We start from the raw sequence: 20,702 nt of genomic DNA on the forward strand, positions 1-20,702 counted from the left end.
AATGATGGAGTCTTCGCGGACATACTGTGCAACGACCGTGCGACGACGACCGACCAGGAGACGAAATGCCCGGCGGCAGGCTGACCGCGAACGATCGCCGGCGAATCGCCGAAGGACTCGCGGAGCATCTGGGCTACGCCGAAATCGCGCGACGGATCGGCCGGCCCACCTCCACCGTCAGCCGGGAGGTCAACCGCAACGGCGGACCGGGCCGCTATCGGCCCGAACGCGCCCAACGCGCCACCGATTCCCGCGCCCGCCGCCCGCGCAAGCACGAAATCCACAGGCCCGCACTATCTTCGGCGCCGAAGCCCACCCCGGTGGACGACGGGATCGCGGCGTACACCGGCGAGCTCACCGACGTTCTGGTCCGGACCGGGGTGCCGCGGACCGGCGCGGCGATCGTGGCACGACTGATTCTCAGCGAAACCGGCAGCAGCAGCGCGGCCGAACTGGCCGCGGCCCTGCGGGTGAGCCCGGCGACGATCTCCACCGCGGTCGCGACGCTCGAAGCGCACGAACTGATTCGGCGAAGCCATGAGCCCGGCACCCGCCGCGACCGTTACACCCTCGACACCGCCGTCTGGTATCGCACCACCATGGCGGGGGTCCGCGCCAACCACACCCTCACCGAGACCGCGCGCCGCGGCGCGGAATTGCTACCCTCCGGCACCGCGGCCGGGGCGCGCATTCGCGCAATGGCCGCCTACCTGGAGCACATCGGCGCAGATATGGAGCGCTCGGCTCGCCGCTGGCGCCATCTCCTCGACGCCGCATCGTCCTGATCGCTCGAACCCCCTCGGCGACGAGTACGGTCCGCACCGGATCGGCAGCGAGCGGCGCCGGTAAACGAAACGAACCGGCCGCGGGCCGATGGCACCGCGGCCGGTTGGTTGGGGTAGCTCAGCCGAGCAGCTTCCAGTCCTCCAGGCCCTCGTAGAGCGGGAAGTCCCGGGCCAGCTTGGACACTCGCGCCCGCAGCGCGGCCAGATCGGCCTTCCCGGCCAGCGCGGTGGCGATGATGTCGGCGACCTCGGTGAATTCGGCATCGCCGAAGCCGCGGGTGGCCAGTGCGGCGGTGCCGATGCGCAGGCCGGAGGTGACCATCGGCGGGCGCGGATCGAACGGAACGGCGTTGCGGTTCACCGTGATTCCGACCTCGTGCAGCAGATCCTCACCCTGCTGGCCGTCCATCTGCGAGTTGCGCAGATCCACCAAGACCAGGTGCACATCGGTGCCGCCGGTGAGAACCGTGACGCCGTTACCGGCGACATCGGCCCCGCCGAGGCGTTCGGCCAGGATCTTGGCGCCGGACAGGGTGCGCTCCTGCCGCTGCTTGAACTCCTCGGTTCCGGCGATCTTGAAGGCCGCCGCCTTGGCCGCGATCACATGCATGAGCGGGCCGCCCTGCTGACCGGGGAAGACAGCGCTGTTGAGCTTCTTCGCGTACTCCTGCTTGGCGAGGATCACACCGGACCGCGGTCCGCCGAGCGTCTTGTGCACGGTCGAGGACACCACATCGGCGTGCGGCACCGGCGAGGGGTGCAGCCCGGCCGCGACCAGGCCCGCGAAATGCGCCATATCGACCCACAGGTAGGCGCCGACCTCGTCGGCGATCTCCCGGAAGGCCGCGAAGTCGAGGTGCCGCGGGTAGGCCGACCAGCCGGCGACGATCACCTTCGGCCGGACCTCGCGCGCCTGCTTGCGCAGCTCGTCCATATCGACCCGGTGGTCTTCCTTGCTCACGCCGTAGGCGTGCACCTCGTACAGCTTGCCGGAGAAGTTCAGCCGCATGCCGTGGGTGAGGTGACCGCCGTGCGCCAGGTCCAGACCGAGCAGCTTCTCGCCGGGATTCATCAGCGACATCAGGACCGCGGCATTGGCCTGGGCCCCGGAATGTGGCTGCACGTTCGCGAATTCGGCGCCGAAGAGCTCCTTGACCCGCTCGCGCGCCAGGTTCTCGACCACGTCGACGTGCTCACAGCCGCCGTAGTAGCGCCGGCCGGGGTACCCCTCGGCGTACTTGTTGGTCAGCACGCTGCCCTGCGCCTGCAGCACCGCGCGCGGCACGAAGTTCTCCGAGGCGATCATCTCGAGGGTGTCGCGCTCACGGGCGAGCTCGCCCGCCATCGCGGCGGCGAGCTCGGGATCGAGATCGGCGAGCGATTGGGTGTTGACAGAAGCGGCGGTCGTCTGGGTCACGCGGACAGTCTATGTGGTGGCCACTGCGGGACCCGAAGTGCCCGGACGTCGCGGCTCACCCGCCTGCTAACCGAATGCCCGGGCCCGCCGATACCCCGGAGGGAGCCGAGCCTATCTCGCGAGCCCGGCGGCCCGACCGTCCGTCGCCGATACCGAGGAGGAGCCCCGTGCAGCCCGCATTCGTCCCCACCGATCCCCTGCAGGCCCTGCTGCTGTGGGTGCACAACATGCTGTGCACGCTGGTGTCCGGCGCGCCCTGCATGATGCCGATGTGAGCCGCTGGATTCGGCCGGCTCGCAGGCGGGCGGCTCACATTCGGCGCAGCGCCGCCGGGGTCAGCGGCTCGTCGAGCAGGCGGCCGAACCGGGCCACTCGGTCGGCGGCATCGGTCGCACGGTCCAGCCAGCCGCCGAGCAGCCGGTAGCCCTCCACATACGTGCTGATGTAGGCCCGCCACAGCGGCGAGGACAGGAAGCGCAGCGACTGGCGGGCCCGGGCGGGCGTGGTCAGGCTCCAGCGCTGCAGGAATTCGGCGACCTCGTCGGCCCCGCGCCCGCGATCGTGCAGCAGCAAGGCGGCATCCTGACGCACGCCCAGCAGGTTCGCCGAGGCGGTCGAAATCTGTTGGGCGCGTTCACCGTCGAACCGCAGGCCGAGATCGGCGTAGATTTCCTGCGCCCACCGCCCCCAGTCCGGCCCGACGATGGATTTCAGCGCCAGATCCGCCAGCCCCTCCGCCATCAGGCACTGCGGGGTGTTGACCACGAAGAGGGTCTGTTCGGCCTGCCCGGCGGCGACCAGTCCCGCTTCCTTGCGGCAGTGCTCGGTGTGATGGCCGGGATACGCCTCGTGCGCGATCAGCGCCGGAAGCTGCGCCATATGTTGTTTGAGGTCGGAATTGATCGCGACTCGGGACCGGAAGTTGCCCAGGTAGTAGTTGAACCCCGACCAGGGCTTGTCCCCCACGATCTCGTATTCGACCTGTTCGTGGTCGGGCAGCGGGTAGCGTTCGCGCACCAATTCGCGCAGCGCGCCGGAGAAGGCCTGGACGCATTCGGTGAGCCGGTCCGGCGGAATCTCGTCGGCCCGCCGGTGAGCGATCATGCGATCGAGCAGCGGACCATCGCCCGCCAGCACCTCGTCGAGCCGACGATGCGCCTCCCGATAGTCTGCCTCGTCGCCGAGTTCGATATCGACGTCGAAATAGGCCCGGACCTCGTCGACGAAGGTGATCTCGTCCCCGGCGAACTTGCGGGCCGAGCATTCCAGTGCCCGCAGGTGCGCGGCGAGGAATTCCGTCCGCTGCTCGCTCAGACCGGCCTCGGGCAGCGCTTCGGCCAATGTGGCTGCGCGATGCGCCAACTCGCGCGGCTGCGGCGCCGGCGCCGACTCGACGGCCCGCCGCAGCGCGGGATCGCCGGTGTAGGCGTCGACGAATCCGGGTTCCAGCCGGTCGAATGCCAGTCCCAGGCGCAGATATTCGGTGACGAGCGGATGCGCTTGCATGACATCCGACGATAGCGGCCGGCCCGTTCCCAGCGCGGTCGGCGAGCGAAACCCGGCGCCGGCGAGAGAAATGTCACCCATAGTTACCGGCGAGTAATAACACCCCGCGTTCGACCGGGTGCCGACCCCGAGGAGAATTCGCCTATGCGAGGACTGTCGAGCGGATCTCACCACGCCGGGCACGGCATCGGTGAGAACTTATCGGTGAAATCGGGTCGGCCCACCGTGCGCCCGCCCGGCGGAGGGACGCCGGACCGGGAGTGTAAGTAGGTGGGGCGGATGAGCGAGCCGAGTCCGTATGTCGAATTCGATCGCAAACAATGGCGCACCCTGCGCAAGTCGACCCCACTGATCCTCACCGAGGAAGAGCTGATCGGGCTGCGCGGTCTCGGCGAGCAGATCGATCTCGAAGAAGTCGCCGAGGTCTATCTGCCGCTGGCCCGTTTGATCCATTTACAGGTAGCGGCGCGGCAACGCCTGTTCGCCGCCACCGCTACCTTTCTCGGCGAAACCCATCCCGATCACCAGGTGCCCTTCGTCATCGGTATCGCGGGCAGTGTGGCGGTCGGGAAGTCGACGACGGCCCGCGTGCTGCAGGCCCTGCTCGCCCGCTGGGATCACCATCCGCGCGTGGATCTGGTGACCACCGACGGATTCCTTTATCCCACAGCGGAGCTCACCCGCCGCGGCATCATGCACCGCAAGGGCTTCCCGGAAAGTTACGACCGGCGCAAACTGCTGCGCTTCGTCACCGAGGTCAAATCCGGGGCGCCGGAAGTGTACGCGCCGATGTATTCCCATATCGCCTACGACATCCTGCCGGACCAATTCCACTGCGTGCGCCAGCCCGACATCCTCATCGTGGAGGGGCTCAACGTCCTGCAGACCGGGCCGCGGCTCATGGTGTCGGATCTGTTCGATTTCTCGATCTATGTCGACGCCCGCATAGAGAATATCGAGCGCTGGTACATCGATCGGTTTCTCTCCCTGCGTAAAACGGCGTTCGCGGATCCCAATTCGCACTTCCATCACTACGCGAAGTTCACCGACTCCGAGGCGACCATCGCCGCCCAGGAGATCTGGAATGCCACCAATCGGCCGAACCTCGTGGAGAACATCCTGCCGACCCGGCCGCGGGCAACCCTGGTGTTGCGCAAGGATTCCGACCACAGCATCAACCGGATCCGCTTGCGCAAACTCTGATCAGGCCGGCCAGGCCGCGTCCAATCGGGCGGCGACGTCGATATCGCGGACCGCCGCGATATGGGGTTTGCGAATCTCGTTGGCGACGTAGCGCGCCACGAACCGGCGAATCTCGTGATCGACGCTGGCCAGCAGCCGCAGCAGCTGACCACGCCGGGTGGCGGTGGCGACGTCGACGCGCACATCGCCCGGCCGCGGTTCGGCGATGTCGACCACGATCCGCAGCGGCGCGGCCGTGCGCACCGTCAGACGAATGTGCACGAAACCCGTCACCTCGAAGCGGTGCCGGTCGACGGCCAGGTCCAGGAGCAGGTCGATCTCCAGCGGAACGGCGAGATCGAAGGTGACGAGCTCACCCACCGTTCGCTGCAGAACCGGCTCGCCCAGCTGCACCTGCGCCGACGCCTTGGCCAGATGCGCCGGACCCACCCCGATCGGCCCGAAATCGAAAGCGCTACCTGCCAATTCGCCGAACACCGCGGCGATACGCTGCTCCGAGGCGGCATAGGCGACGAATCGGCGGCCGAATTCGGCATAGCTGACCTCGGGCAACGGGGACTCGGCCGGCTCCGTCACCCGCGTACCGCCCCGCATCTCGCTCATGTTCGCGACGGTACGCGAATGGCGCCGCCCACCGGGCGATGATCATGCAATGCAACCCATCCTGCGCCGGGCCGTTATCTACGACCGGCACATGCGGTGGATCCGCGATCAGATGCCGTACCGGCGGTATCAGATGCCGTACCGGCGGTGCCGGGCGGCGTAGTCGCGCAGCGCGCGCAGGAAGTCCACCCGCCGGAACTCGGGCCAGTACGCCTCGGTGAACCAGATCTCGGAGTACGCGCTCTGCCACAGCAGAAATCCGGACAGCCGCTGCTCACCGGAGGTCCGGATGACCAGATCGGGATCGGGCTGCCCGGAGGTGTAGAGGTGCTGGCCGATGGCGTTGACGGTGATCGACTGCACCAGGTCCTCGCCGGTCTCCCCCGCCGCGATCTCCTGCCGCACCAGCGAACGCACCGCGTCGGCGATCTCCTGCCGCCCGCCGTATCCGATCGCGACATTGACGTGCACCCCGCCGCGTCCGTGCGTTTCGTCGGCGGCCTTCTGCATCCGGCGGGCCACATCCTCGGGCAGGCCGTCCAGCGATCCGACGATCCGCACTCCCCAGTTGTTCTCCGGCGCGGACAGTTCCTCGACGACGTCGGTGATCACCTCGAACAGGGTTTCCAGTTCGTCGGCGGAACGACTGAGGTTCTCAGTCGACAGCAGGTAGACCGTCACCATCTCGATGCCCTCGGCCTGACACCAGCCGACCAGTTCGGCGATCTTGAGCGCGCCGACCCGGTGTCCGTGGGTGACGTCGGTGAAGCCGTTCTCGCGGGCCCAGCGGCGGTTTCCGTCGCAGACGACCGCCACGTGCCGCGGATGTTGTTTGCCTGCCAGCTGTTTCGACAGTTGCGCCTCGTAGATGCGATAGGGCAGGCTGCGCACCTTACCGATGAGCACCCCACTAGCAAGCTTCACGGCTGCCAACCTTATCCACCTCTCGCGTGCCGCCCGAGCTCTCCGCCAACTCTGCCGCGCAGGGATGGCAGCGGACACCACGAATCAGTTCCTCGGTTCATCGACCATATCGCTCCGTCCGGCGGCACGCGGAGCCCAGTGCCGGTACAGTGGCTACAGGACTAACCTACGGGACCGTAGGTTACTCAGGAGGTAACTAGTGTCCGAAACGGTGAGCTCGGTGAATCCGGCCCCCGGCGACCACGCCGCCTCCGGCTCGCGGGGATCGGCTTTCGAGGAATTGGCCCGGGAGGGCCTGCGCACCCTGGCGGTGAAACCCCGGATGCGCGGCTGGATCCACACCTACGCGGCCGGCATCGCCGCGGTGGCGGTCGCGGTCCTGGTGAGCGTCGCGGCCTCGGTCTCGGCGACCGCGGGCTGGTCGACCCTCGTCTACGGCCTGACGGTCTGCGGACTGTTCGGGGTGAGCGCCGTCTACCACCGGGTGACCTGGCGCACCCCACGCGCTCGAACCCATATGAAGCGCGCCGACCACTCGATGATCTTCCTGTTCATCGCCGGGAGCTACACCCCGTTCGCACTGCTCGGCCTGCCCGGGGCCACCGGAATCACGCTGCTGAGCGTGGTCTGGTGCGGCGCCGTCGCGGGGGTGGCCCTGAAACTGCTGTGGCCCAGCGCGCCGCGGTGGGTCGGCGTTCCGCTGTATCTGCTGCTGGGCTGGGCGATCGTGCCGGTCGCGGCGACACTGACCCACAACGTGGGGGTGGCGCCGATGATTCTGCTGCTGATCGGCGGAATCGCCTACAGTGTGGGCGCGATCCTGTACGCCACGAAATGGCCCAACCCCTGGCCGGAGATCTTCGGTCACCACGAATTCTTCCATGCGGCAACGGTTCTCGCCGCCCTGTGCCATTACGCGGCGATCTGGCTGGTCGTATTGTCGTAGGGCAAGATCGCCGGTAACCCGTCGCGTCGATGCGCGCGGGATCTATGCTCGTTCGTGCTATACGTCCGAAACCGGTGATACCGAACCAGACCACTGCCAGGGGCTATGACCAGTCGACTCGTGCTCTGGGCCCTGCGTGCGCGCTGGGGCCTTTCGACGGTGGTGATGGTCTGCAACCTCGGCGGCCTCGGCGTCATCGTCGTCGAATTGTGGCTCAGCGGATTTCTTGCCAATCTCGGCGAGGACTGGCTGCGCGCCGTCGCCCAGACCGCGATCTACCCGGTCCTGGGCGCACTGGCCGGGATCGTGCTAGCGGTGCGCGATCGGGTGTACTACTTCGGGTGGATCGACCAGACCCGCCGCCCCACCCGGCCCGAGGCCGAGCGGCTGCTCAAACTGCCGATCGCGATCACCGCCCGGGCCCTGGGCATCTGGATTCCGGGCGTCGCCATCGCGACCGCGCTGTTCGCGCAGGTGGTGCCGACCCGTGCATTGTGGGCCATCGGGGCGATGTTCTTCCTGGGCGCGCTGGAATCGGCCGGATTCACCTTCCTGGTCGTGGACCGGCTCATCCGGCCGACCATTCCGGTGATCGCCCGGGTACTCGGCGGCACCTCGCACTGGAGCGCCACGGTACTGAACCGGCTGGTGATCTCCTGGGCGGTGGCCGGCGCGATGCCGCTGCTGATGTTGATCACCGTGCTGGGCGATCCGGTGGCCGATGCAAGCGATCGGGTGCGCACCGCGTTGTACATGTCGCTGGTCGGCCTGGTGGTCGGCGCGCTCACCACCGCCACCCTGGCGCGTTCGGTCGCCGCGCCGCTGCGCACCCTGCGGCGGGCGCTGGATCGCATCGCCCGCGGTGAACTGTCGGCGCGGGTGCCGATCACCAGTGCCAGCGAGATCGGCCGGCTGGAACTGTCGGTGAACGAGCTGGCGGAGAACCTGTCCGAACGCGAGCGGATGCGCGATGTCTTCGGCCGCCACGTCGGCAACGAGGTCGCCGAACGGGCGCTGGCGGGCGGGGTCGACCTGACCGGCGACGTGCGGGTGGTGACCGCGCTCTTCGTCGATGTCACCGGATCGGTGGAGATGGCCACCGAGCTGGCGCCGCACGAATTCGTCGAGCAGCTGAACCGGCTGCTCGCGGTGGTGGTCTCGGCGACCGAAGACAACGGCGGTCTGGTCAACAAATTCGAGGGCGATGCGGCCCTGTGCATCTTCGGCGCTCCGATCGCCCTGGGCGACAACGCGACTCCAGCACTGCGCGCGGCCCGGCGCATCCGGGACGAGGTCGCCCTCGGCGGTGAATTCGACATCGGCATCGGAGTCGCCCGCGGCACCGTCTTCGCCGGCGATATCGGCACCGACACCCGGCTGGAATTCACCGTGATCGGCGATGCCGTCAACGAGGCATCGCGGCTCACCGCCGAGGCCAAGGAGGTGCCGCGGCGCATTCTGGCCAGCCAGGCGGTGATCGACGCGGCCACCGAATCGGAGCGATCCCGCTGGGTGCTCTACGACAAGATCCAGTTGCGCGGCCGTCGAGAGCCGACCGCCTGCTGGACCGATCACAAGCCGGTGGGCGTGCAGCCGCGCGAAACCGACGCGCCGGATTGACGGCGGTCGGCCCGCATCGGCGACGCAAGCGCAGCGCCGCCCGTGGCCGATGTCAGTCGCCGACGAGCGCGGCGCGTACCCGCGACGGATCCGAAACCGGTAGGTCGCACACCGCACCGCGGCAGACGTAGGCGGCGGCAGCCACGCCGAGCGCGGGCCGATCGGCCAACAGCGGAACCGAATCGGCTTGTCCCGCAACGACTACGGCCCCTCCGGGAGCGAATCGGCGTGCGGTACGGAGCAGTTCGGTGGCCTGATCGTCGGCCGGCCGGGAGATCGCGATCTGGATCGGCCCGGTCACCGCCGCTTCCGCCACACTGAGCCACTGGCCGCCGGATCGCGGTGCCCGGGCGAGTACGAGGGTGCCGGCGTTCAGGGTGGCGTCGGCCAGGGCCCGGTAGCGGACCGCCTGCTCGGGGGCGCTCAACGCCGACGCGGTCAGCAGCGCTTCGGCGAACGCGGAGGCGCCGGCGGGGGTCGCGCCGTCGAGCGGGTCGCGGGGGCGGGCGACCAGTTGTTCGGCGTCGGCGGCGGTGTCGAACCAATTGCCCGGCCGCTCGGGATCGTCGAAAAGAGTGACCGCGGTGTCGATCAGCGATTGCGCCCGGTTCAGCCAGCCCAGCTCACCGGTGGCCTGATGCAGCGCCAGCAGCGCGGTCGCCAGCCAGGCGTAATCCTCGAGCACAGCCGGCGCCGAGCCGGGCGCCCCACCGAGCGAGGCGCGCACCAAGCGTCCGTCGACCAGATGACGGTCCAGCAGGTAGTGCGCGCAGCGGGCCGCGGCCGCGATCCACTCCGGTCGATCGTGCACCGCGCCGGCCTCGGCGAGCGCGGTGATCGCCATCCCGTTCCAGGCGGTCACGACCTTGTCGTCCCGCTCGGGTTGGGGGCGGCGGTCGCGGACCGCGCGTAGCCGCTGCCGGATCTCGTCGAAACGCCGAGCGTCTGCGGGATCCTGCCCCGGGCCGGCGCCGGGATCGGTGTAGCGGGTGAGCACCGACGTCCCGTGTTCGAAGGTCCCCTCCGCGGTGACCCCGAAAACGCTTGCCGCCCAGGGGCCGTCGACCGGTCCCAGCGCCTCCGTCAACTGCCGCGGCGTCCAGACGTAGGTGGCGCCCTCGACTCCCGGCGCGCCCGGTTCCAGGTGGGTGTCGGCGTCGAAGGCGGAAGCGAATCCGCCCTCGTCGGTCAGCAGATCGGTCAGCAGGAATTCGGCGGTTTCCGCCGTGACCCGCTGTGGCAGGGTCGAATTCGCTTCCGGATCGCGCGCCGCCGATCGCGCCAGATGGGAGTAGACCCGCAGCAGCTGCGCGTTGTCGTAGAGCATCTTCTCGAAATGCGGGACCACCCAGGCCGCGTCGACCGAGTAGCGGGCGAAACCACCCCGCAGCTGATCGTAGATCCCACCCCGCGCCATCGCCGCGCAGGTCTGCGAAACCACCTGCCGCACTTCGTCTTCGCCGGTGCGCTCATAGTGGCGCAGCAACCCCTCGAGCAAGGCCGAGGGCGGGAATTTCGGCGCCCCGCCGAAGCCGCCGTGCCGGTCGTCGACATCACGCAACACGGTGGCCACGGCGTGGGCGAGCAGTTCCGGGGAGACGCTGGTCTCGCTCGCGGGCAGCCCCGCGCCCTGGCTCCGGAGCGCCTCGGCCACCTGCCCGGCCGCCTGATCGACCTCCTCGCGGCGGTTGGCCCAGGTGTCGGCGACGGCGGTCAGCAACTGGGTGAACGACGGCATTCCCCCGCGCGGTGTCTTCGGGTAGTAGGTGCCGCAGTAGAACGGCTCCCCGCTCGGGGTGAGAAAGCAGGTCATCGGCCAGCCACCCTGCCCGGTCATGGCGACGGTCGCCGCCATGTACACCGCGTCGATATCGGGACGTTCCTCCCGATCGACCTTCACACAGACGAAGTTCGCGTTCATCAACGCGGCAGTGGCCTCGTCCTCGAACGATTCGTGTGCCATCACATGACACCAGTGACAGGAGGCGTAACCGACCGACAACAGAATCGGCACGTCCCGCTCGGCCGCCTCGGCCAGAGCGGCCGGACCCCACTGCCGCCAATCCACCGGATTGGCGGCGTGCTGACGCAGATACGGCGATGTCGCACCGGTCAATTCGTTCACCTCCCCAGCCTCCCACACCCGCGCCGGGCCAGCGGGCCCCACAGCTGCCGGCCCCCGGACCAGTCCGCCCCACCTGCGTCTTCGGCGGTCGCGAGAGTTCCCGGCAGCGGCAAAAGCCGGCCCGGCGCAGCCCGGCGTTTCGCGATACATTCGTGCCGCTTCGACGAGCATGTTCGTTCGGCGACATGGCGGATGAGGCACCCGCAATCACGAGAAAGCGAGTTGTTCATGCGCGCATTGGTCGTCGACCCGGCCGCTCCCGCGAAACTCCGCCTGGACGAGGTTCCCGAGCCCGTTCCCGGCCCCGGCCAAGTAGTTATCGAGGTGCAGCATTCGTCGCTCAACGCGGCGGAACTGTACTTCGCGGAACGCTCGCAGCCGGGAACCGTGCTGGGGTTCGACGCCGCCGGTGTCGTGGTCCGGGCGGCCGAGGACGGATCCGGACCGGCCGTCGGCAGCCGGGTGGTGACTTTCGCCGCCGACGGTGGCTGGGCGCAGCGCCGGGCGGTCGATGTGATCGACCTGGCGGTGGTTCCCGAGTCGGTCGGGCTGGCGGAGGCGGCGACTCTGCCGGTCGCCGGGGGCACCGCCCTGCGGGCCTTGTGGCAGGCCGGGCCGATCGCCGGTCGGCGGGTGCTCGTGACCGGCGCGTCCGGTGGTGTGGGCTCGTTCGCGGTGCAGCTCGCCGCCATCGCCGGCGCCTATGTGATCGCCTCGGTCGGCTCGCCCGAGAGCGGGAAGGGCCTGGACGAGCTGGGGGCCGACGAGGTGGTCCTCGGGCCGGAGAATGTGGACGGCCCGATCGATGTCGTCATCGACAACGTGGGCGGGCCGCAGCTGGCCACCGCCTACGGCTTGCTGGCCCCGGGCGGAAGTTTGCAGAGCGTCGGGTGGGCCGCCGGCGAGCCGGCGGTGCTGGCACCCGGATCCACACTGGGCCGTCCGACTCCGGTATCGATCACCTCGGTCTACAACGGCTCCGGTCTGACCGACCGGCCCGCCCAACTCGAGGCACTGCTGCGGCTGGTCGCCGCGGGCCGCTTGACGCCGAAGATCGCCTGGCGCGGCCCGTGGGACCGGATCGCCGAGGCCGCCGACGCGCTGGCCAACCGCCGGCTGCGGGGCAAGGCCGTGCTGGACATCCACACGTCCTGAGCCGGCCCGGCCTCAACGCAGCCGACGCTCGCGCCGGCGGGGCCGCAGGACCCGGACGGCGCGACGCCAGCCACGCGGTCGGGCGACGAACCGGATCGGGCGGTCGTAGCGGGGGTCGGGGTCGTTGCGTGCCTCGCGGCGGGCGGCGGCGAAGCGGGCCAGGCCCTCGCGGAATGCCGCCGGATCGCCGCCCACGTCCGGATGCGCACTGCGGACGAACCGGCGATAGGCCGCACGGTCGGCCGCCGTCCACCCGGCGCCCGACTCCGTGGGCTGACGATCTCCTCCGGTCTGCACCATCGATTCCAGTATCACCACATCCACCGCGACGGCCGTCGGGCGGGGCACCCCACCCCGGTATCGCGGCGAAAACGTGACCGTATCCGGCGGCGCCGGTGGGTACTCCGGCTCCATGGACGACACTGCGCAGACCCGGCCGGCACCGGCGCGGCGGCGCCCCTGGTTCGCGGATCTGGAAGAGGCCGAACGCCGTGGCGCACACGGCAATGCGGGACTCGGATACTTCGATTGCGATTGCGAGATATGCCATCGGCGGTTCCGGCCGACCGCGGTGTGACGGCGCGGAGGTGAAATCCGCTGCCGGAAAACGGGATGCCGCGGCGCGGGCGGTCTTCTACTGTGGTCGAGTGCGCCCGGTGCGCAGGCAGCGGTTACTTCCTCTTGCGGAGATGGTCGCGGGTTCGAGTCCCGCCCAGGTGATCCACCTGGTAGCTCAGTCGGCAGAGCATCTACGTACCGTCGCCGACATCGATCTCGGGCGCATCCCGTCGTCCCTCGCTCGATTCCGCACATCGAATCCTCGCGGGCTGCAACATATCCGGGCTCGAACGGTTTTCTCGGCGCCGATAAATCGGATGCGCGCCGCACTGCCGCGCCGATAGACTGACGCACGCGTCCGGTGCGCAGATCACGGTTACTTCTGGCGTCAGCGGGTTCGATTCCTGCACGATCCCCGGTTCCGCCGGGGATCGGAACCGTGGCCGAACAGTTCTCGGACGCACTCACTTTCGCACCTCCCGGTGCGAAGTCGGCGCGGGGGGACGTGCCGACGCCGAATTCGGGAGGCGGGCGTCCACAGCTGCCCGTCCCCGGTGGACCACGGGGGTTTCCGTATGGGCAAGTTCAATTCCGCTCGGCTGCGGCACGCGGCCCGGGCCGCCACCTCTCCGATCCGATCCGCACGCTTGCCCGCCGGCCACACGGCCGAGGGCGCACCGGGGTTTCTGCGGACGCCGCAGGGTGAGCTCTTCCTGCTCGCGGTGACGAATATGGTGGGCGAGGACGCCTTCTACGAATCCGCGACCGACCGGAACAGCCGCTACGCCGAGCTGGTGCGCGAAGTGACGCTTCTCGACCCGGACTGGACTGCCCGGTTTCTCCGCTGGCTGCGCGGCACCGCGAATATGCGGAGCGCCGCACTGGTCGGCGCCGCCGAATTCACCCGGGCCCGCCTGGATGCCGGGTTGTCCGGCAGCTCCCGGCAGGTCGTCGACTCGGTACTGCAGCGCGCCGACGAGCCGGGTGAACTGATCGCCTACTGGTTCGCCACCTACGGGCGCGCCCTGCCGAAGCCGGTCAAGCGCGGGATCGGCGACGCCGTGCGCCGCCTCTACGACGAGCGATCCCTGATCAAGTGGGATTCGGACGCGCACGCGGTGCGGTTCGGTGACGTGCTGGATCTGACCCACCCCGCGCCCGCACCCGAAAAGCCTTGGCAGGGAGAGCTTTTCCGGTACGCGCTGAATCGGCGCCATCAGCGCGGGGATGCGGTGCCCGACGCACTGCCGGTGTTGCGAGCCCGGGCCGCACTGCTCGCGCTGCCCGTCGACGACCGCCGTCGGCTGTTCCGGGACGGCGCACGGGCCCGCGACGCCCTGCGTGCGGCGGGGATGACCTGGGAGTCGGTCGCCGGCTGGCTGCAGGGCCCGCTGGACGCCCGCGTCTGGGAGGCGCTGATTCCCTCGATGGGCTACATGGCCCTGCTGCGGAACCTGCGCAACTTCGACCAGGCCGGGGTGAGCGACGCGGTCGCCGCGCAGGTCGCGGCCGAACTCGCCGATCCGGAGCGGGTCGCTCGGTCCCGGCAGTTGCCGATGCGGTTCCTCTCGGCCTATCGAGCGGCGCCGTCGCTGCGCTGGGGGCACGCGCTGGAAACCGCGCTGGGCCATTCGCTCGCGACGGTTCCTAGGCTGCCGGGCCGGACCCTGGTGCTGGTCGACACCTCCGGCTCGATGGATTCGGAGTTCTCCGCCGACGGTTCGCTGCGGCGCTGGGATGCGGCCGCGATCTTCGGGATCGCCCTGGCGAGCCGGTGCGAGGCCGCCGATGTGGTGTCGTTCTCGCAGGCCGGGACGTGGCAGGGCCGCACCTACGCCGCGAGTCGAGTCTTCGAGCTGCGTCGTGCCGAGCCCCTGCTGCGGGCCGTGGAGCGATGGAAGTCCGATGGCTACTTCATCGGCGGCGGCACCGACACCGCCCGCGCCGTTCGCACCCACTACGCCGGGCACGATCGGGTGGTCGTCCTGACCGATGAGCAGGCCACCGGCGCCGAGGTGAACCGGGCCGTCCCGGCGGCGGTACCGCTCTACACCTGGAATCTGGCGGGCTACCGCTACGGCCACGCGCCGAGCGGCTCGCACAACCGGCACGTATTCGGCGGTTTGACCGATGCGGCCTTCGGGATGATCCCGCTGCTGGAAGCGGGGGCGAACGCCGACTGGCCGTTCTGAACGATCCCGGCCGGGCAAGCATGCCCGGCCGGGACTCCCGCTCAGGCGCCGAGCGCCCCGGCCAGCGTCGGCCACGAATCGTGCAGGTCCTGTTCGAACAGCCCCCAGGTGTGTGATCCTTCCGGCCGATCGACATAGGTCGCCGCGATTCCGAGCTGGGCGAGACGACTCGCGAAGGCCCCGGTACACGCGCTCGCGACGGCCTCGACCGGCGGGAAGGGCAAACCGCGATCGATGCCGCCCGGAATGCCGGAGGCGGCGGACAGGTAGATCGCCTTACCGGCGAGGGCCCCGGCCCGTGCGAAGGCGTCGTGGGCGGGCCAGGCACCGGCCCCGGGCGGTCCCCACATATTCCCCGGGTTACCGCCGCCGCGGATCACCTGGGCGCTCACCATCGCGATTCCGGCCGGATCGTCGGCCCAGGGGCAGCCGCTGTAGGAGGCGACCGCGTCGTAACGCTGCGGCGCCTGAATGGCGAGATCCACGGCCGACGCGGCGCTCATCGACACCCCGGCGATGGCATTGCGTCCGCTGGTTCCCAATTGGGCGTCCACGACCCCGGGCAGCTCCTGGGTGAGGTAGGTCTGCCAGCGGTTGCGGCCCATCACCGGATCGTCGGCGATCCAGTCGGTGTACATGCTGTTGGGTCCGCCGACCGGCATCACCACATTGACGTGCTTGTCGGCGAAGAAGGCCCGCACATCGGTGTCGTCCCACCACGAGATGTTGTCGACGCCGCCGCCGATTCCGGTGAGCAGATACAGCGTCGGCGCGGGTCCGCCGCCGGCCGCACGGATCACGCGGTTGGTGATCACGCGGTCCATCGACGGTGAGTACACGTCGAGCTGCACGGCCGCCGGGCCCAGGGGTGCTTCGTTCACCACATGCGCCGCGGGTGCGGCCGCAGCCGAGGGCAGTGCCGTCAGCGCGAGGACGCCGCCGACAACGACCGCGCTCAGCATCGCGAGGAAGTGTTTGGTAGTCGTCACCCCCGCCGAGTACCCAGCCCTCCGGCCGCCTATCGGAATCGGATGGCTCCCAGCATGATCGGGCCGACGTTCCCGGTGCGGCGCGGGCCGAGATTCGAAGCCGAACCGGTTACGGTCCGGCCGTGCCCGGCGGTGGTTTCGGGCCGTTCTCGCCGCCGCCGTTGCTCGCGCCGTGCGGTTCGTTCTCCGGCGCCTTCGGATCCGTCTGCGATTCCGGGTCGCGGCCGGCCACACCGGGTTCGGTCCCCTCGTCGGCTTCTTGATCCGGTTCCGGGTGCTCCCGGGAGAAATCGGCGGGCAGCCGCTTGATGTGCTTGTTCATCGAGCGGATCAACAGCACCGTGCCGGCGAGCAGCACCAGGATGATCACCAGACCCAGCGGCGAGGCCTTGCCGAACTCGGGACCGGTCGGGTTGGTGGTGGTGTTCTGAGCCAGCAGGGCGGTGTGCGCGAACAGGACCATCATCGAACCGTGCCTTCGACCGCGTGCTCGGCCACCGGGACGTCGTCGGCGTCGCGGATTCCGGCGAACAGGTCGGTCTCCGGAATCGCGGTGCGGACCCGGGTCCTGGCCAGTTCGAATTCCTCGGTCGGCCACAACCGCTGCTGCATCTCCAGCGGGATGGCGAAGAACATGCCGTTGGGATCGATCTGGGTGGCGTGCGCGCGCAGCGCCTCGTCCCGCTGCGCGAAGTATTTACCGCATTCGACCTGCGTGGTCACCCGCGACATCACGTCGCCGTGCTCGGCGGCGCGCTCACGGATGCGCTCCATCCAGTCGCGCAGCGGGAAGGGCTCGCCGATCCGCTCGTACTCGTCGGCGAAGATCTCCAACCGCTGCAGGCTGAAGCCGTGGTTGTAGTACAGCTTCAGCGGCGTCCACGGCTCACCCGCATCGGGGAAGCGTTCCGGGTCACCGGCCGCCTCGAAGGCCGCCATCGACACCTTGTGGCACATGATGTGGTCCGGATGCGGATAGCCACCGTTCTCGTCGTAGGTGGTCATCACGTGCGGCTTGAACTCGCGCACCACCCGGACCAGCGCCTCGGTGGCCTCTTCGAGCGGCACCAGCGCGAAGCTGCCCTCCGGAACCGGCGGCAGCGGATCCCCCTCCGGCAGCCCGGAGTCCACGAAGCCGAGCCAGCGGTGCCGGACGCCGAGCGCCTTGGCCGCGGCTGCCATCTCCTCGCGACGCACCTCGTGGATGCGATCGAGAATGCCGGGCACATCCATCGCGGGGTTGAGAATCGATCCGCGTTCACCGCCGGTCAGGCTCACGACCAGCACTTCGTCACCCTCCGCGGCGTATTTCGCGGTGGTGGCGGCGCCCTTGCTCGACTCGTCGTCGGGGTGGGCGTGGACCGCCATGAGGCGCAGCGGCCGATCGAAGCTGCCGCTCACTTCTCGTTCACCTCGTTGCTCACCGTTTCACCTCATAGCCGTCCGCCGTGCCCGAGCGGCACGCGGGTGTCCGAACTGCATTCCCTATAGTTCCATCCGACGGGTCTTTTGTTCCGACCTACCCCCTGATCGACCACGGGAGCAACCACATCATGAGCGAGGCGGCGCCGCAGTCCGACCGGACCGATCCGGACGGGCGCACTGCCGACGCCACCACCGGCACGGGCTCCGACCGCGTATCGGATCGTTACGGCGCCGGGCCGGTTCGCAATCGCCGCTGGATTCCGATCGCACTGGGCATCGGGGTGGTGATCCTCGGGCTGATCGTCGCCTACGCGGGGTATCGGCAGTACGGCCCCAAGGATATCGAGCCGGATCAACTCGGGTACGGCGTCGTCGACGACTCCACTCTGACCGTCCACTTCAAAGTGACCCGTAAACACCCCGAACAGCCGGTCGTCTGCCTGGTGCGCGGCATGGATTCCGGGGGCAGTGAAGTCGGCCGCCGCGAGGTCCTCGTTCCGGGGTCGAGCAGCGGCACCGTCGAGCTCACCACCACGGTCCGAACCACCGCGCGACCGGCCAACGGCAACATCTACGGATGCAGCGATCAGGTGCCGCCCTATCTGAAGGCGGGCTGACACCCCAGAATCAAGCCTTCTACCTGCACATTTCCAATTCGTGCTAGAATGGCGCGAACACGGTTCCGAACGTTCGGAGCCGTGTTTGCTGCATTGACGGCCAGCGCTGCCGGTTCCCGGGCACACAATGCCCGCGACACCGTCGGGGTTCGAGGACTTCCCCCCGGATCGCTCTAGCCGTCGACCGTTGCTGTGCGCGGACGTGTGCCCGCACACCGGCGACGGGTATCACGGAACCCGGCGCGCCGGGAACAACTACTAGGGAGTGATCGAGATGACTGAGACGCAAGTGACCTGGCTCACACCGGAGTCGCATGAGAGGCTCAAGAGCGAACTCGACGCGCTCATTGCCAACCGTCCGGTCATCGCGGCCGAGATCAACGAACGCCGCGAAGAAGGCGACCTCAAGGAGAACGGCGGCTATCACGCCGCCCGCGAGGAGCAGGGCCAGCAGGAAGCTCGCATTCGGCAGCTGCAGGAGCTGCTGAACAATGCCAAGGTCGGCGTTCCGCCGTCGAAGTCCGGCGTCGCCCTGCCCGGCTCGGTGGTCAAGGTCTACTACGACGGTGACGAGACCGACACCGAGACGTTCCTCATCGCGACCCGCGAGGAGGGCCTGGGCCGGTCGGATCTGGAGACCTACTCACCGAGCTCGCCGCTCGGCGGCGCGCTCATCGACGCGAAGGTGGGCGAGACGCGGGAATACCGCCTGCCGAACGGCAACATGATGAAGGTGACGCTGGTCAGCGCCGAGCCCTACCACAGCTGAGGCGGGCCATGGACGCGGGCAACAGTGGAATCCCCGGCAGCTCCGGCGACCCGGACGACGACCACCCCAATCCGGTCGGTGACACCGTTCTGGGCCTGTTGCGCGCCGTCCTGGGCAGATTCGGCCGGGTCGGCAGCAGCCTGGCCGAACGCCTGAAATAGTCCGGAACGACGAACGGCCGCACCGTATCGGTGCGGCCGTTCGTCGTTCGGCGTGCGGTGTCGACCTATTTCAGCGCCTGCTCCACATCGGCGAGCAGATCGCTGATGTCCTCGATGCCGACCGACAGCCGCACCAGATCCGCGGGCACCTCCAGCTCGGAGCCCTCGGTCGAGGCGTGCGTCATGGCGCCGGGGTGTTCGATCAGCGATTCCACGCCGCCGAGCGATTCGGCGAGGGTGAAGATCTGCGTGCGGGCGCAGAAATCGTGCGCCGCCTGCTTACCACCGGCCAGACGCACCGAGATCATCCCGCCGAAGCGACGCATCTGCTTCTGCGCCACCGCATTTCCCGGATGCTCGGGCAGGCCGGGATAGATCACCTGGCTGATCGCCGAGTGATCGGCGAGGAATCCGGCCAGGGTTTCGGCATTGTCGCAGTGCCGGTCCATCCGCAGCGCAAGGGTTTTGATGCCGCGCAGGGTGAGGAAGGCATCGGTCGGTCCGGGCACCGCGCCGGCGCCGTTCTGCAGGAAGGCGAAGGCCTTGTCCAGTTCGGCGTCGTTCGTGATCAGCGCGCCGCCGACCACATCCGAGTGCCCACCCAGATATTTGGTGGTCGAATGCACGACGATATCGGCGCCGAGCAGCAACGGCTGCTGCAGGTAGGGCGAGGCGAAGGTGTTGTCCACCACCAGTTTCGCGCCTCCACCGTGGGCGACGTCGGCCAGCGCCGCGATATCACCGATATTGAGCAGCGGATTGGTCGGCGTCTCCAGCCACACCAGTTTGGTGTTGGGGCGCATGGCATTTCGCACGGCGTCCGGATCCGTCACCGGAGCCACCGAATACTCGATACCCCAGTGCGTGAACACCTTGTCGATCAACCGGAACGTGCCGCCGTAGGCGTCGTTCGGGATCACCAGATGATCGCCCGGGCGCAGCGTGGCCCGCAGCACACAGTCGGTGGCGGCCATCCCCGAGGAGAAGGCCCGCCCGTAACCGCCCGATTCCAGCGCGGCCAGATTCGCTTCCAGCGCGGTGCGGGTCGGGTTGCCGGTGCGGGCGTACTCGTAGCCGCCACGCAGCCCGCCCACGCCGTCCTGGGCGAAGGTCGAACTGGCGTAGATCGGCACGTTCACCGCGCCGGTCTGCGGGTCCGGATCGCATCCGGCGTGCACGGCTCGTGTGGAGAACCCCAGCTGATCATCGGTCATACCGACCAGCCTAGAGCCGGGCCGAAAGCGGCTGAGAAGCGGGAACCCCGCTCATCGTCCGATGTGAGCGGGGTCATCGCCGTGTGGGCGTTCAACTCAGTACGCGGAGTTGACGTTGTCCATCGAGCCGTAACGGTGCGCGGCGTAGTTGCAGGCGGCCGCGATGTTGGCAACCGGATCCCAGATGTCCCAGGAGGTGCCGTCGACGTGGTAGGCCTGGAAGGTCGGGTCGATGACCTGCAGCAGCCCCTTGGAGGGGATGCCGTTCATGGCGTTGATGTCGTACAGGTTGATGGCCTGCGGGTTACCCGAGGACTCCCGGATGATGTTGCGGTAGATGCCGTCGTAGCTGCCGGGGATTCCGTGCGCGGCCATGATGTCGAGGGCGTTGCGGATCCAGCCGTCGAGGTTGTCCGGGTAGACCGGGGCCGGCGGGGGCGGCGGCGGCAGCACCGGCTCGGGAGCGGGGGCCGGCATCGGCGCCGGAATGGCC

The 20,702-nt window shown here is 68.9% G+C and carries 21 protein-coding genes and 1 tRNA gene; 11 read left to right on the forward strand and 11 right to left on the reverse strand.

All coding sequences use genetic code 11. The features are described from left to right. Positions 1-65: 65 nt before the first annotated feature. Positions 66-785 carry a helix-turn-helix domain-containing protein gene (locus ON37_RS21080; protein WP_040721664.1) on the forward strand — a complete coding sequence of 240 codons (720 nt, stop codon included), beginning with the start codon at positions 66-68 and terminating at the stop codon, positions 783-785. A gap of 118 nt (positions 786-903) precedes the next feature. Here the strand turns inward: ON37_RS21080 and glyA are convergent, their stop codons facing one another. Together glyA and ON37_RS21090 are read right to left on the reverse strand one after the other, a co-directional pair. Further along, positions 904-2,202: a serine hydroxymethyltransferase gene (gene glyA / locus ON37_RS21085; RefSeq protein ID WP_040721665.1), complete on the reverse strand. Its 1,299-nt coding sequence runs from the start codon at positions 2,200-2,202 to the stop codon at positions 904-906. A gap of 309 nt (positions 2,203-2,511) precedes the next feature. Continuing rightward, positions 2,512-3,708: a hypothetical protein gene (locus tag ON37_RS21090; RefSeq protein WP_040721681.1), complete on the reverse strand. Its 1,197-nt coding sequence runs from the start codon at positions 3,706-3,708 to the stop codon at positions 2,512-2,514. A gap of 270 nt (positions 3,709-3,978) precedes the next feature. On the opposite strand from ON37_RS21090, the gene coaA reads away from it, so the two are divergent. Further along, positions 3,979-4,911 carry a type I pantothenate kinase gene (gene coaA, locus ON37_RS21095; protein WP_040721666.1) on the forward strand — a complete coding sequence of 311 codons (933 nt, stop codon included), beginning with the start codon at positions 3,979-3,981 and terminating at the stop codon, positions 4,909-4,911. Here coaA and ON37_RS21100 read toward each other — a convergent pair whose 3' ends face one another. Together ON37_RS21100 and ON37_RS21105 are read right to left on the reverse strand one after the other, a co-directional pair. Next, on the reverse strand, positions 4,912-5,505 hold the full coding sequence (locus ON37_RS21100) for a hypothetical protein (RefSeq protein ID WP_051031860.1): 594 nt from the start codon (positions 5,503-5,505) through the stop codon (positions 4,912-4,914). Positions 5,506-5,643: 138 nt separating this feature from the next. Beyond that, positions 5,644-6,438 carry an isoprenyl transferase gene (locus ON37_RS21105; RefSeq protein ID WP_245553291.1) on the reverse strand — a complete coding sequence of 265 codons (795 nt, stop codon included), beginning with the start codon at positions 6,436-6,438 and terminating at the stop codon, positions 5,644-5,646. A gap of 322 nt (positions 6,439-6,760) precedes the next feature. Between ON37_RS21105 and trhA the strand changes: the two genes are divergently transcribed. Next, on the forward strand, positions 6,761-7,384 hold the full coding sequence (gene trhA, locus ON37_RS21110; RefSeq protein WP_051031861.1) for a PAQR family membrane homeostasis protein TrhA: 624 nt from the start codon (positions 6,761-6,763) through the stop codon (positions 7,382-7,384). 105 nt (positions 7,385-7,489) lie between these two features. Next, positions 7,490-9,004, forward strand: coding sequence for an adenylate/guanylate cyclase domain-containing protein (locus ON37_RS21115; protein ID WP_051031856.1), 1,515 nt, complete (start codon positions 7,490-7,492; stop codon positions 9,002-9,004). 52 nt (positions 9,005-9,056) lie between these two features. Here ON37_RS21115 and ON37_RS21120 read toward each other — a convergent pair whose 3' ends face one another. Then, on the reverse strand, positions 9,057-11,129 hold the full coding sequence (locus ON37_RS21120) for a thioredoxin domain-containing protein (protein ID WP_040721668.1): 2,073 nt from the start codon (positions 11,127-11,129) through the stop codon (positions 9,057-9,059). 228 nt (positions 11,130-11,357) lie between these two features. On the opposite strand from ON37_RS21120, the gene ON37_RS21125 reads away from it, so the two are divergent. Then, the gene (locus ON37_RS21125; RefSeq protein ID WP_085997361.1) at positions 11,358-12,284 is read left to right on the forward strand and encodes a zinc-binding dehydrogenase; all 927 of its coding nucleotides are present in this window, start codon (positions 11,358-11,360) and stop codon (positions 12,282-12,284) included. Positions 12,285-12,296: 12 nt separating this feature from the next. Here the strand turns inward: ON37_RS21125 and ON37_RS21130 are convergent, their stop codons facing one another. Next, complete coding sequence (locus ON37_RS21130) at positions 12,297-12,632, reverse strand: hypothetical protein (protein WP_210741982.1); 336 nt, start codon at positions 12,630-12,632, stop codon at positions 12,297-12,299. Between the two features lie 64 nt (positions 12,633-12,696). Here ON37_RS21130 and ON37_RS33035 point away from each other — a divergent pair, with 64 nt between their 5' ends. From ON37_RS33035 to ON37_RS21135, 3 genes are all read left to right on the forward strand, one after another. After that, positions 12,697-12,861 (forward strand): hypothetical protein, encoded by a 165-nt coding sequence (locus tag ON37_RS33035; protein ID WP_157171527.1) that lies wholly within the window; start codon positions 12,697-12,699, stop codon positions 12,859-12,861. Between the two features lie 73 nt (positions 12,862-12,934). Beyond that, positions 12,935-13,004, forward strand: a tRNA-Lys gene (locus tag ON37_RS33040). Positions 13,005-13,417: 413 nt separating this feature from the next. After that, positions 13,418-15,034, forward strand: coding sequence for a TROVE domain-containing protein (locus ON37_RS21135; RefSeq protein ID WP_040721671.1), 1,617 nt, complete (start codon positions 13,418-13,420; stop codon positions 15,032-15,034). 41 nt (positions 15,035-15,075) lie between these two features. Here ON37_RS21135 and ON37_RS21140 read toward each other — a convergent pair whose 3' ends face one another. The 3 genes from ON37_RS21140 to mca all read right to left on the reverse strand — a co-directional run bounded on the left by ON37_RS21140 (position 15,076) and on the right by mca (position 17,391). After that, on the reverse strand, positions 15,076-15,996 hold the full coding sequence (locus tag ON37_RS21140; protein WP_040721689.1) for an alpha/beta hydrolase: 921 nt from the start codon (positions 15,994-15,996) through the stop codon (positions 15,076-15,078). 136 nt (positions 15,997-16,132) lie between these two features. Further along, on the reverse strand, positions 16,133-16,489 hold the full coding sequence (locus tag ON37_RS31110) for a hypothetical protein (RefSeq protein ID WP_051031858.1): 357 nt from the start codon (positions 16,487-16,489) through the stop codon (positions 16,133-16,135). Continuing rightward, entirely contained in the window at positions 16,486-17,391 is a 906-nt protein-coding gene (gene mca / locus ON37_RS21150; RefSeq protein WP_040721672.1) for a mycothiol conjugate amidase Mca, read from the reverse strand. Before mca ends, ON37_RS31110 begins: the two co-directional genes overlap by 4 nt. 185 nt (positions 17,392-17,576) lie before the next feature. On the opposite strand from mca, the gene ON37_RS21155 reads away from it, so the two are divergent. The 3 genes from ON37_RS21155 to ON37_RS33045 all read left to right on the forward strand — a co-directional run bounded on the left by ON37_RS21155 (position 17,577) and on the right by ON37_RS33045 (position 18,995). Next, a complete protein-coding gene (locus ON37_RS21155) occupies positions 17,577-18,065 on the forward strand; it encodes a DUF4307 domain-containing protein (protein WP_083893170.1) in 489 nt (162 codons plus the stop codon). Between the two features lie 274 nt (positions 18,066-18,339). Further along, positions 18,340-18,834, forward strand: a complete 495-nt coding sequence (greA, locus tag ON37_RS21160) for a transcription elongation factor GreA (protein WP_040721673.1) — start codon at positions 18,340-18,342, stop codon at positions 18,832-18,834. 8 nt (positions 18,835-18,842) lie between these two features. Beyond that, entirely contained in the window at positions 18,843-18,995 is a 153-nt protein-coding gene (locus ON37_RS33045) for a hypothetical protein (RefSeq protein ID WP_157171528.1), read from the forward strand. Positions 18,996-19,060: 65 nt separating this feature from the next. Here the strand turns inward: ON37_RS33045 and ON37_RS21165 are convergent, their stop codons facing one another. Together ON37_RS21165 and ON37_RS21170 are read right to left on the reverse strand one after the other, a co-directional pair. Further along, positions 19,061-20,209: a cystathionine gamma-synthase gene (locus tag ON37_RS21165; RefSeq protein ID WP_040721674.1), complete on the reverse strand. Its 1,149-nt coding sequence runs from the start codon at positions 20,207-20,209 to the stop codon at positions 19,061-19,063. Between the two features lie 96 nt (positions 20,210-20,305). Continuing rightward, positions 20,306-20,702: transglycosylase SLT domain-containing protein (locus tag ON37_RS21170; RefSeq protein WP_040721693.1), on the reverse strand; the 397-nt coding region annotated here is incomplete at its 5' end.

Source organism: Nocardia veterana NBRC 100344, assembly GCF_000308855.1.
In the GTDB taxonomy this organism is placed as follows: domain Bacteria; phylum Actinomycetota; class Actinomycetes; order Mycobacteriales; family Mycobacteriaceae; genus Nocardia; species Nocardia veterana.